The sequence below is a fragment of the Acinetobacter sp. GW821-FHT01C12 genome (assembly GCF_059422625.1).
In genome coordinates, this window is record NZ_JBWKXD010000010.1 from 1 (window position 1) to 12607 (window position 12607).

At 40.7% G+C, this 12607-nt stretch carries 8 protein-coding genes and 1 pseudogene; 4 read left to right on the forward strand and 5 right to left on the reverse strand.

Annotated features, from left to right (window positions below):
• The 5 genes and pseudogenes from AC07WY_RS17570 to AC07WY_RS17590 form a co-directional block, all read right to left on the reverse strand.
• A pseudogene (locus AC07WY_RS17570) lies at window positions 1-77 on the reverse strand (hypothetical protein); the annotation flags it as partial.
• A gap of 93 nt (window positions 78-170) precedes the next feature.
• Window positions 171-2309 (reverse strand): elongation factor G, encoded by a 2139-nt coding sequence (fusA, locus tag AC07WY_RS17575; RefSeq protein ID WP_004723654.1) that lies wholly within the window; start codon window positions 2307-2309, stop codon window positions 171-173.
• Between the two features lie 187 nt (window positions 2310-2496).
• Window positions 2497-2967, reverse strand: a complete 471-nt coding sequence (gene rpsG / locus AC07WY_RS17580; protein WP_004655203.1) for a 30S ribosomal protein S7 — start codon at window positions 2965-2967, stop codon at window positions 2497-2499.
• 179 nt (window positions 2968-3146) lie between these two features.
• Entirely contained in the window at window positions 3147-3521 is a 375-nt protein-coding gene (gene rpsL, locus AC07WY_RS17585) for a 30S ribosomal protein S12 (protein ID WP_004648013.1), read from the reverse strand.
• A gap of 147 nt (window positions 3522-3668) precedes the next feature.
• Window positions 3669-5150 carry an EcsC family protein gene (locus AC07WY_RS17590; protein ID WP_494736835.1) on the reverse strand — a complete coding sequence of 494 codons (1482 nt, stop codon included), beginning with the start codon at window positions 5148-5150 and terminating at the stop codon, window positions 3669-3671.
• 313 nt (window positions 5151-5463) lie between these two features.
• Here AC07WY_RS17590 and AC07WY_RS17595 point away from each other — a divergent pair, with 313 nt between their 5' ends.
• The 4 genes from AC07WY_RS17595 to AC07WY_RS17610 are packed head-to-tail and all read left to right on the forward strand — an operon-like array spanning window position 5464 to window position 12540.
• The gene (locus AC07WY_RS17595) at window positions 5464-6555 is read left to right on the forward strand and encodes an ATP-binding protein (protein ID WP_494736836.1); all 1092 of its coding nucleotides are present in this window, start codon (window positions 5464-5466) and stop codon (window positions 6553-6555) included.
• 2 nt (window positions 6556-6557) lie between these two features.
• Window positions 6558-9224 carry a DUF5682 family protein gene (locus tag AC07WY_RS17600; RefSeq protein WP_494736837.1) on the forward strand — a complete coding sequence of 889 codons (2667 nt, stop codon included), beginning with the start codon at window positions 6558-6560 and terminating at the stop codon, window positions 9222-9224.
• Window positions 9221-10405, forward strand: a complete 1185-nt coding sequence (locus AC07WY_RS17605) for a VWA domain-containing protein (protein ID WP_151956472.1) — start codon at window positions 9221-9223, stop codon at window positions 10403-10405. The genes AC07WY_RS17600 and AC07WY_RS17605 overlap by 4 nt, the downstream gene beginning before the upstream one ends.
• Entirely contained in the window at window positions 10402-12540 is a 2139-nt protein-coding gene (locus AC07WY_RS17610) for a hypothetical protein (RefSeq protein ID WP_494736838.1), read from the forward strand. Before AC07WY_RS17605 ends, AC07WY_RS17610 begins: the two co-directional genes overlap by 4 nt.
• The last annotated feature ends 67 nt before the right edge of the window (window positions 12541-12607 follow it).

The window sequence follows — 12607 nt, forward strand, 5'->3', positions numbered from 1 at the left end:
GTTTTACCATGGTCGACGTGACCAATTGTACCCACGTTTACGTGTGGCTTATTACGTTCAAACTTAGCCTTAGCCATGAGAGCTTCCTTTTTAAACTGCTCATGCAGGGTCACTGCATGAGCACTTGGTTTTTAACTATGAATTAGTTTGGGCTTATAGTAATCGAAAGATTACTCGTCGTCACCTTTTTTACCGCCAGACTGGAATTTAGAAATGATGCCTTCAGCCACGTTACGTGGAGTTTCAGCATATTTAGCAAATTCCATAGAATATGTCGCACGACCTTGAGACATAGAACGCATTTGAGTCGCGTAACCAAACATCTCAGCAAGTGGAACTTCAGCACGAATTGCTTTAGTACCGCCAGGTAAGTCGTCCATACCCTGAACCATACCACGACGACGGTTTAAGTCACCCATGATATCGCCCATGTAGTCTTCTGGAGTTTCTACTTCAACTTTCATGATTGGTTCAAGCAAGATAGGATCTGCTTTCATGAAACCATCACGGAATGCGTAAGAACCTGCCATTTTGAACGATAATTCGTCAGAATCGACATCATGGTAAGAACCATCAAATAATGTCGCTTTGATACCCACAACAGGGTAACCAGCCAATACACCATTCTTCATACGTTCTTGAATACCTTTGTCAACCGCACCGAAGAATTCTTTAGGTACTACACCACCTACAACTTCTTCAGCGAATTGGTATTCTTTACCAGCTTCTTCAACATCCATAGGCTCTAAACGAACATATACATGACCGAATTTACCTTTACCACCTGTTTGACGTACGAATTTACCTTCTTGCTCAACACTCTTTTTGATTGTTTCGCGGTAAGCAACCATTGGTTTACCAATGTTCGCTTCAACGTTAAATTCACGCTTCATACGGTCAACAAGGATGTCAAGGTGAAGCTCACCCATACCCGCAATAATCGTTTGACCAGATTCTTCGTCTGTGCGTACACGGAACGATGGATCTTCTTTAGCCAAACGACCAAGAGCGATAGACATTTTTTCTTGGTCAGCCTTAGTTTTCGGCTCAACAGCAAGAGAAATTACTGGCTCTGGGAATTCCATACGTTCTAGTGTAATGATGTTTTTCTCATCACAAAGCGTATCACCAGTTGTTACGTCTTTAAGACCTACACATGCAGCGATGTCACCAGCGCGAATTTCTTCAACGTCTTGACGATCATTTGCGTGCATTTGTACGATACGGCCAATACGTTCACGTTTAGACTTAACTGGGTTATATACTGGGTCGCCTTGTTTAAGAACACCAGAATAAACACGTACGAAAGTCAAGTTACCTACGAACTTATCGTTCATGATTTTGAACGCTAATGCAGAGAACGGCGCTTCATCAGATGCTTCACGAATCGCTTTAGTTTCAGCTTTGTCGTCAAGAATACCTTCGATAGGCTTAACTTCTGTAGGCGATGGTAAGAATTCAATTACAGCATCCAACATACGTTGAACACCTTTGTTTTTGAATGCTGTACCACAAAGCATTGGTTGGATTTCGCCAGCCAAAGTTTGCGTACGAATACCCGCAACGATGTCTTCTTTAGAAAGATCACCTTCTTCTAGGTATTTGTCCATCAACTCTTCAGATGCTTCTGCAGCAGCTTCAACCATATTGGTGCGCCATTCTTCAGCAGATGCTTGAAGATCAGCAGGAATATCACCATATTCGAACTGCATACCTTGAGAAGCTTCATCCCAAATGATTGCTTTCATTTCGATCAGGTCAACAACACCTTGGAAATTTTCTTCAGCACCAATTGGAATCACTACAGGTACAGGATGAGCACCTAAACGAGTACGCATTTGTTCAACAACACGGAAGAAGTTTGCACCAGTACGGTCCATCTTGTTCACGAATGCTAAACGAGGCACTTTATATTTATTTGCTTGACGCCATACAGTTTCTGACTGAGGTTGAACACCACCTACAGCACAGTAAACCATGCACGCACCGTCAAGAACACGCATAGAACGTTCAACTTCGATTGTGAAGTCTACGTGTCCCGGTGTATCAATTACGTTGATACGGTGTTCAGGGAACTGCTTGCCCATACCAGACCAGAAACAAGTCGTAGCAGCTGAAGTGATTGTAATACCACGTTCTTGCTCTTGTTCCATCCAGTCCATTGTTGCTGCACCGTCATGTACTTCACCAATTTTGTGAGATACACCTGTGTAGAACAAAATACGTTCAGTAGTTGTAGTTTTACCGGCATCAATGTGCGCAGAAATACCAATGTTACGATAACGAGAAATTGGGGTTTGACGAGCCATGATTTCTTGCATTCCTAAATTTTGTTGTTTAAAACAGGACGCATCAATGAAGCATTGATGCGTACGGATACTCGATACGTAATGGGCAACTTAAATACCCGCAAATCCCCCACTTTGGTAGAGGGCGATGTTAAATCGTGCTGCAGTACGCATGAGTATTCTCCTGATTAGGGACTGTTTTAGCCGCTTAGAAGCGGTAGTGAGAGAAGGCTTTGTTAGCTTCAGCCATACGGTGCACATCTTCACGTTTTTTGATCGCTGCGCCTTTACCTTCAGCTGCATCAAGCAACTCACCAGCAAGACGTAACGCCATAGTTTTTTCAGAACGCTTAGCAGCAGCATCTACCAACCAACGCATAGCTAGGGCAGTACGACGGGATGGGCGTACTTCCATAGGTACCTGATAAGTAGCACCACCAACACGGCGTGCTTTTACTTCGACCATAGGACGAACTTTTTCAAGAGTAGTCTCGAAAAATTCAACTGGGTCTACTTTATTTTTTTCTTGAACGCGGTCTAAAGCACCGTAAACGATACTTTCAGCAATAGACTTTTTACCATCTTGCATTACGTGGTTCATGAATTTAGCGATTGTTTGGCTACTGAACTTAGGATCCGGAAGGATTTCACGAGCAGCGACTACGCGACGTCTTGGCATTTTAATCTACCTATAAATATGACACTTCAGGTTTATCCAGCATCAGCACAAAGTGTCGTGTGCTATTCGCTGGCCTTACTACACGTCGCTTGAATTTCACAAAATTAATGCAGAAATCAGACAAGCGAGACGATAAAGGATTGCGGCTCTATATTCTTAAGAAGCTAATCTTTAAAAGATTATTTCTTAGGACGTTTAGTACCGTATTTTGAACGAGACTGGTTACGATCTTTAACACCAGCACAGTCCAAAGAACCACGAACGGTATGGTAACGTACACCTGGTAAGTCTTTAACACGACCACCACGGATAAGAACAACACTGTGCTCTTGTAGGTTATGGCCTTCACCACCGATATAGCTAGAAACTTCGAAACCTGAAGTTAAGCGAACACGGCAAACTTTACGCATTGCTGAGTTAGGTTTTTTAGGTGTAGTTGTATAAACACGTGTACAAACACCACGACGTTGTGGACAAGCCTTCAACGCAGGAACTTTTGATTTTTCAATCAAAGTTGTGCGACCCTTACGGATCAACTGATTTGTTGTTGCCATATGGCAATTCTCCCGTTAATAAAAAGCCTCAAAAAATTACCACTTTTTGAGGGCATGCAATTGTAAGCCAAGAAGTAAAAATGGTCAACATTCAACATGGTGTCAAATATTGACCATTTCAAGCTTTGGCTAAATGAATGATTTAACTTACTCAGGCTTACTTTCTGATTTTGTTTCAGTAGCTTCTTGCGTTTTTTCAGACGCTTTTACCGCATTTTCTGTAGCAGCTTTGGCTTTCACTGGGGTGCGCTTTTTTGTTACAGTTTTTGCAGTTGTCGATGTTTTCGCCACATCAGTTGCTTTCGCTGTAGTGGTCTCCACTGCTGCGACTTTCTTTTGCGCGGTACGTCGAGGTTTTACGGGCGTCGCTTTGTCTTGCTGTTGAGTTGCATGTTTATCTTCAATGTGCGTTTCAGCCAGTTTTTGAATTCCCTGTCCAACTTTTTGCTCAGCATTGGGTTCATCAACAGTTTCACTGGTTTTTTCTTTCACTTCAACATGAGTAATTGCTTCATTTTCAACCTGAGGCTCGACTTTCTCTACAAGCATTTCTGCTTTGCTGTCTTCTAAAAGCAAGGGGTGTGCATCTGAGATCAATTGACTAAATTTTTCATAAGCATCTAATACATCAATTTTTTCATCAGAATGCTGTAGCAGATATTGCCTTGCGCCAGAAAATACGATTTGAGCTCTATCGGTTGCATCATCGACCAGTTTCCAGCTATATGCAGCGCTGATGCCCATCGTGGCTAAGGGGGTGAGTCGTGTCAACAGGCTAAAATGTGGAAGATTATTCATCCATGGCAACTTAAATGTGCCATCCTCATTTGCCACCCATTTTTTTAACAGCTCTATATCATTGCTTGAACCTAATAGCTGTTGCAATTGGCTCACATTGTGAGTTTGCAACACCCCTGCAAAAGTTCGTATTGCCGCCATCAATGTGTGTTTTTCAGCAACAGTGCCTAGATCAATTTGTTTAAAAATGTATTCAACAACAGCATGATCTTTTGCATTCAACTCAAAACCATGCGCTCGCCCAGTGTGATAAACACTTCGGAGTGCCAAAGCCAGTGAACTAGGTACATCAAGAATTGCGCCTAAGCCGCCAAACGCACCTGTCACTGTACCTTGAATTGCAGCAATAATTTTATTCTGATTCGCCAGCGCTGTACTGATCCGTTGTGAACGTTCAGGATCCTTAGCCAATTCTGCCAAGCTTTTTGCACCCACTTCTTTTAGAACAGCTTCTACAGAAGTCAGTTCTGAAACAAACTCATTCAGCTTATCAAAAATAAAATCAGACAATTTATCGTTTAAATCTGGTGAAATAAACGAAGCGACATTATTGATTTTTTTATAATGTTTCCCCAAAAGCTGCCCAGTTACATTAGGTAGATGTTCCCGTAGCATTTGTTGAGGATTTTCATATTGTTTACGTTCAAAAGCACTTTTTTCTTGAGCAGTACCTTGTACAACGGATTCATCTTTAGGACTGTGGCTCAATTTACTCACCGTACCAGGAGCAACATGATTGATCACACTTAAGCCTGTTTCGCTTAACTTTTTGGCCACGCCAAAAGCATTTGAAATAAATCCGCCTGATTGTTTTTTATTAGAATTTGCCATGTGCACCCTCGTAACTGTGGTTTTTCAAACACTAAAGCTTGTATTAAATAGTTTCTCAACGCTTACATTAATGTACTGATTCACGAATCAATACAATCACTATTTCACAAAATTTCAATACAGATCATCATACTATACAATTATAAACAATCTAACCCTAGTTCACTTGCAATTACAGCACTCAATTTACTTAAAAATACTTTTTATAACAAACAGATGTCACAATTTGTCGCGAACAACTTATGTACCAGTGGTCATCTCAGCCTTTGCCAGTTATGATAGATTCATTGGATAAAATATATATAGAATCATTATGAAGCAAAATTTTCAAAATCAAATTAAGCATAGTTCAGAACAAAAATACCAAGCGGAACTAGAACGCTTAAAAGAACAAGATCAACATAGAAAGCCAGTAGGTTGGCAACTTTCTGCTTACGCTGTTCGCTCATTTATCTTGGGTGATGCTAAACTGGATATTCAAAAAAAGTTTTATGGTGATGATGCCTTAGTTGACCGTGCCTTGGTTACGTTGATGGGCAATCAGGGTTTGATGTTGGTGGGTGAACCAGGTACGGCAAAATCGATGCTTTCAGAGCTATTTAGTGCTGCCATTTCAGCCAATTCTCAGCTCACAATTCAAGGGACAGCAGGGACAACCGAAGACCATATTAAATACTCTTGGAACTACGCACTCCTTTTATCGGAAGGACCAACAGATAAATCACTGATTCCCTCCCCGCTCTTCTATGCCATGAAAAACGGACAAATTGCCCGCTTTGAAGAAATCACCCGTTGTCCACCTGAAATTCAGGATGTGTTGGTGTCTTTACTGTCTGAGAAGCAAATGATGATCCCTGAAATGGGACAAGATTTTAGTTTGCAAGCGACACAAGGATTTAACATCATTGCAACAGCAAACTTGCGTGACCGTGGCGTACATGAAATGTCAGCAGCATTAAAGCGCCGTTTTAACTTTGAAACAGTAAAACCGATTCGTGACCAAAAATTTGAAATCGAACTGGTGGGATTACAACTTAAGAACCAGCTTGCTGATTTATACAGTGAAATCCAAATTCGCCCAGAAGTTATCGAACTCTTGGTGACCATTTTCAATGAACTCAGAACAGGACAAAGTCTGCAAGGCGCAACACTTAAAACGCCTGATGCTGTTATGTCTACTGCTGAAGCGGTCAATATTGCCCATGCGGCGGGTCTACAAGCGATTTATCTAAGTGATGGAAAATTAAAAGCAGAACATCTCGCACAACAATTAATTGGGGTTGTGTTTAAAGATAATCCAGATGACGCTAAACGCCTACGTTACTATTTGGATACTGTGGTGAAAGAGCGTGCACGTAAAGATGCCGACTGGAAAAGTTTCTATGAAGCCAGCCGAGAGTTTTAATCATGCAGCTGTTGGATCGAAATATAGAGAGAGGTGAAATGCCTGAACGCTTAAAACAGGCATTTCACCTGAAACAGCAAATGGCGGAGCAAAACATTTTTTTTGCGCCAATCCGCCATCATAGCCCCGCTTGTGCATACGCGTTAAAACAATATATCGATGAACTGAAGCCCACTCACATTTTAATCGAAGCACCAACAAGTTTTGAGTTTTTAATTGAAAGCTTACAGAACCAAGCCACTCAGCCTCCTGTGGCTATATTTGCACAAGCACAACGCTCTTCAAATAAAACCTCTCCCAAAAAAGGCGCTGCAAATAAAGAGAATGCTGGCGACGAACATGAAAGTGATGATGATGTTCAACCAGAAATCTTTTCTGCCTACTTCCCTTTTTGTGAATACTCCCCTGAATGGGTCGCCATCCAACAGGCAAAACTCATTCAAGCAAACATTAAATTTATTGACTTGGATTGGGCAAAACAAAGTGCCTTAAAAACGCAACAGTCCGATTTGGACTGGCAACAAAAAAGTTTGCTGTCTGAACGTTATTTTGCACATAGCCAATATATCCAAAAACTTGCTGAAACCATGCATTGCCGAAATCACGATGAACTTTGGGATCATTTATTCGAGCTGCAAAATGTTGAACAACTGCAACATGCTCAAACATTTTTTGATGATGTTTTTGCTTGGTGTTCATTGGCACGTCTGGATTATGAGCGTGAGGTACTCTTACAAGATGCTTCATTACATCGTGAAGATGTGATGTGGAATTGCATCCAAGACAGTATTGATCCCAAACATAAAATTTTGGTGATCACGGGTGGCTTTCATAGTCTTGCCTTAATTGAAAATCTAGCAGCCCCACAGCAAGCAGAACGTTTTATTGTCCAAGATCAAAAGCAAAACTGGCAAGAGCAAGCTTGGCTGATTCGCTATAGTTTCGATCGTTTAGATGCTTTAAATGGCTATGCTTCGGGTATGCCCTCACCTGCATATTATCAACAACATTGGCAAAATTTAAAATCTGCAAACAATCCAACGGTTGAACAAACGCAACTGCAATTTTTTCAATATTTAAATGAGTTATGCCATTTTTTAAACCAAGAAAATGCACTGGATGTAACGCCTTATATCGCACTAAAAAATACCGCTGAACTTGCTTGGCAATTGGCTTGCCTTCGAGGGCATTATCAACCGAGCCGTTATGACCTCCTCGATGCCTTACAATCCACCTTAATTAAAGGGGAAATGGATGATGGACAACAGCATTTATTTACCCTGATTTTTCAGTTTTTAAGAGGGCAACAGCTTGGTAAGGTTGCTCAAAATCAGCACAGCCCTGCATTATTACAAAATACCTATCAACAGATTAAAGTCTATCGTTTTAATTTAAATGACACCATTTTACGCAATCGAAAACTCGATATTTATCGTAAACCTTTACATCAGGACATTAGCCAATATTTGCATTTACTGGAATTTGTCGGCTGTAATTTTGCTCAACGTATTTCAGGTCCAGATTTTGTACAAGGTGCCAGTCTGGATTTGCTGTTTGAGGAATGGCGTTATGCATGGACACCCAGTGTCGAAGCGCGTTTGATTGAACTGGCAGAAATGGGCAATCAACTCGAACAAATTGCACTACTTAAAATTATTAAACTACAGCAAGAAAATGAAGCAAAAGGTGTCGGGCAATCTGCCTTTGAAACTGCCAAATTGCTGGCTTTGGCGTGTCGCTTAGGATTAAAACAGCAATTAGAATTGCTCAGTCAACAACTCGATACTTTTTTAGAAAGTGATCAAAACCTTGCCTCGGTGATTGGTGCAGCACAGCAATTGTATTATTTGTGGCATGGTCACAAGCTGTTAAATTTACCCGAAAATATCGTGATACAAAGTTTAAGTTTTGCCGTCTATCAGGCCTGTTTTTTACTTGATCAAATTTACGATACCCATGAAGAAAAAATTGAACAAAATCTTAGCAACTTAAAAACCTTGCATGAACTGATTTTAAATATTAAACAACGAAATCTTTCACTACAGCATGCAGTTGTAAATGCACAAGATGTAGATTTACTGGAACTGATGTATAGCCAAATTGATCTGACAAAAATTGATGAATTTCATCTTAGTTCACTCAAAGGTGCGCTGCATACTTTGCAGTTTTTAGATCATCAAATTGAGCAAAATCAGCTTCAACAACAATTACAACTGGCTTTTGCAGTGGGAAGTGATCCTGAAGACGCTGTGCAGTACCTACATGGCATGTTTTTTATTGCTCCTGAAATCTTTGTGCAATCCAAGGTTGCAATTGATGCACTTCACCAATTGGTCAGTCATTGGACGGAAGATACCTTTATTCGGATTTTACCTGATTTACGCTATATCTTTAGTCAGCTCACCCCAAAGCAAAGCACCAAAGTATCGAAAATTATCGCAAAAACCACAGGACTTGGAGAGGATGTCATTCTCGATCAGGTGCTCAGTCATATTGGGGAACAGGATGTATTCCAAGGCATACAACTTAACCAGCAACTGCAAAAAATATTTGAATATGATCACTTAGATCGCTGGGCAAGCAATCGCTCAAAACAACTGAATCCAGAACAACTCAACCCAGAACAACAGCTTGAACAGCAATCAGAACAACAAGGAGTGAATAAATGAGTCAATTACCTCCTGAACCAAATCTTGATGAAAACTCAGATACCCCCGCTTCTCTTGATGCAATGGATCAAGCACGCCGTTGGCGCTTGATGCTCGGTCGCTATGCCGACCAGAATTTATCAGCAGCGGCATTGTCAGGCGATCAACTAAAACTTGAGCGCAACCTCGATTATCTCTACCAAAATGAATATAAACGTCGTGGTATCCAACAAGGGAAAAATCGCCATGGCGGTTTGGAAGCCTCGCAGCTTAACGCGATTAACTGGCTCAACCAAAGTCGAAAACTGTTCCCTAAATCGACCTTTGAACGTATGCAAAAACAAGCCATAGAACGCTATGAGTTAACTGAGTTATTTAAAAACCCAGAGCATGTAAGACAACTTGAACCCAACCCTGCAGTGGCTAAAGCTTTGCTGAGTATGCGTGGTCGTTTAAGCAATGAAATGAAAGATGCGATTCGAGAATTAATTCAAAAAGTCGTGGAAGAACTCTTACAAAAAATCCGCACACAATTTTTAAAAGCGCTACAAGGTCGTCGTAATCGTTTTAAGCGTTCACATCTTAAACAGGCACAAAACTTTGATTGGAAACGGACCATTCAAGCCAATCTCAAGAATTATCAGCCTGATTTACAAAAACTGATTATCCAAACCCCTTATTTTAATGCCCGTGTACAGAAACATTTGCCATGGGAAATTGTACTGTGTGTCGACCAAAGTGGCTCGATGATGGATTCGATCATGTATGCAGCAGTATGTGCCAGTATTTTGGCAGCTCTCCCTGCGGTCAATATGAGTCTGGTCCTGTTTGACACCCAAATTGTTGATTTAAGCCATTTGGCACATGACCCAGTTGAAGTCTTACTGACCATTCAACTCGGTGGCGGAACCAACATTGGTCAAGCTTTGCAATACTGTCAAAAGAAAATTAAACAACCCAATCGCAGTATTTTAGTCTTGATCAGTGACTTTGAAGAAGGTGCCTCCGTTCAACAAATGCTCAACACCACCAGCCAACTCAATCAACAAGGCTGCAAATTACTTGGACTCGCTGCGCTGGATCAAGCAGCCAATCCTGTTTATGACATCAATATGGCACAAAAACTCCAAGAACGCGGTATGCAAATCGCAGCAATGACCCCTGAACATTTGGCAACATGGTTTGCAGAGGTGATGCAATGAGTTGGCATATTTATACCCAATACGATGAAGACAGCCTAACCATGCACAGTAATGCTGGTCTTTTACGTCGTGCCCGTAAATCCTTAGATGCTGTTGAACTACTGCAACAAGAGCACGATCAACTGGTATTTAAAGTCGAAGAATGTGAAGTTAAACTGCCCCTTGAAGGTATCACCAAAGCACTGTGTAATTGTTCAGCACAAGGCTGTTGTAAACATATTCTCAGCAGTATTTTATGGGTTCAGGAACATGAAACACTACTAACTACTGCAAATAGCCCTAACAATAATTTAGAAAATGCAGTACCACTAACTCAACAGGAAACATCTCAACACGGTAAGATATCTGAGCAAGCAACAACATCAACCCTTGAAACTGTTTTAGAATTTGATCCAAGCAAAATCCAAAAACAAGCAGGCAAAGCCAATATTCGTTTGGCCTATGAATTTGTACAAAATTGGTTGCTGCAACCTGAATCCTGTCAAATTGATATTCAAGAACATAAAATCACTTTTCAAACCGATTTAAGTCCCAATCCAGTTGTTCTCTACCCTGCAACAGGGTTTGAAGGCATATTGTCAGAAATTGCAGACAAACAAAAAGTTGCTGGGCATTTGGCATGTATTGCTTATTTATTTCTGAAAAATGCCCCTGAAAAATGGCAATGGTCAATTGATACAACAGCGCAACAACACAATTCTACGCAGCAACTTTCGCCTGATGATCAGGTACTGATCCAAGAACTTAAACTCATTTGTCAAAACTTTATTCAGCAAGGTTTGTCACATCTGGCCAAAGAAATAGTCATGTCACTGCATATTTTAAATATGCAAGCACGCGCACAAAACTTACCACGTTTAGGGAGCTTATTGCGTGCCCTACATGGCTCAATGAAGCAGTTTTTGGAAGCAGATGTACAGGTAGATGAGCAGCAGATTTTTAATCAATTGGCACATTTGTATGCCTATTTGGCTGCACTGTCAGAAACTGAGCATTTAGATCCAGATGTTCAAGCCGAAGCATTGCGACAACTTCGTGGTGCTGTACAACGTGACTATCAACAAGAAAGCATAGCGCATCTGATCCCTCTTGGTTGTGAATGGTGGAATACAGAGAGTGGTGCACATGGTCTAACAGTGTGCTTCTGGGATGTAAAAGAGCAACAACTCAAAGAAGTGACTCAGGCACGTGCCAATCATTTAGATCGTACCTTTGATATGCACAGTGCAGCCAATACTGGAATTTGGGGAAGTTCTCTCAGCTTTTTACTCCAACATCAACTTGAATTAACCCATGCAAAATCCAGTTCAGAGACACAACTTAGTGCCAGCACAGATACTCGTTTTTTACCAAAAGGCTTGTTCAATGCACTTAGCCAATCTGACTTAGAACGAATGAATATTGGCATTTCAACATGGCAATCTTTACAGCAAATGCTTGTTCCGCATTCAAGCCTAGAACAGCTTAAATCACGTTATGTACTGCTTCGCCATAAAAGTATCACAGCACCTGAACTCAACGAACTAGAGCAATATTTTGAATACCGTATTACTGACGATGAAAATAGAGCACTCAAACTGGTCATTCCAATAGAACCAGAATACCGTGCACGAATTAAACATCTCACCCAACTGATTCATAATGAAAAAATTATCGCAACGTTAGTGCGTATCGAAGCAACACAGCAACAGATTCAATTCATTCCATGTAGTGTGTTTTTAACAACGCCAAAAGGTTTAAAAATATTCAGTCTGGATTATGATCATCCTGTACAGAAGAAAAGTAGCTTGGTTGAGCTGATTACTGGTCGAATTGAAAAACTGCTCGAACAAAAAAAGCAATGGAAACATCAGCAACATTTATCTGCATTAGACCTTTTGATCTTGGAATCACAAGCCGTGTTTGAATTCTATGCAAATACAGGTCGTTCAAAACTGGATACGGATGATCTGGTTAAGCTGGATGATTTTGCTGAAAAGTTTGCAGATTTGGGGTTAAGCTTTATTCAAAACTCACTTAAATCAGATTCCACACAGCACAATTTAGCCAGTCAGCTTTTAAAATGGCGACATGTTTTATTACAACTACAACGCCTAAATCATAGAATCGCTTTAGATGGACAAGTTACGTCGTGATAAATTAAGCTTGCTATTTAAATTGATGATATTTTTCTATAATTTTAGTGAACTACCAAGCACAGTA

Bases quoted from the DNA above. Each gene is read 5' to 3' on its own strand.
- AC07WY_RS17600 (WP_494736837.1), top strand. From the start codon at position 6,558: ATGCAGCTGTTGGATCGAAATATAGAGAGAGGTGAAATGCCTGAACGC.
- rpsG (WP_004655203.1), bottom strand. From the start codon at position 2,967: ATGCCAAGACGTCGCGTAGTCGCTGCTCGTGAAATCCTTCCGGATCCT.
- rpsL (WP_004648013.1), bottom strand. From the start codon at position 3,521: ATGGCAACAACAAATCAGTTGATCCGTAAGGGTCGCACAACTTTGATT.
- AC07WY_RS17590 (WP_494736835.1), bottom strand. From the start codon at position 5,150: ATGGCAAATTCTAATAAAAAACAATCAGGCGGATTTATTTCAAATGCT.
- AC07WY_RS17595 (WP_494736836.1), top strand. From the start codon at position 5,464: ATGAAGCAAAATTTTCAAAATCAAATTAAGCATAGTTCAGAACAAAAA.
- fusA (WP_004723654.1), bottom strand. From the start codon at position 2,309: ATGGCTCGTCAAACCCCAATTTCTCGTTATCGTAACATTGGTATTTCT.
- AC07WY_RS17605 (WP_151956472.1), top strand. From the start codon at position 9,221: ATGAGTCAATTACCTCCTGAACCAAATCTTGATGAAAACTCAGATACC.
- AC07WY_RS17610 (WP_494736838.1), top strand. From the start codon at position 10,402: ATGAGTTGGCATATTTATACCCAATACGATGAAGACAGCCTAACCATG.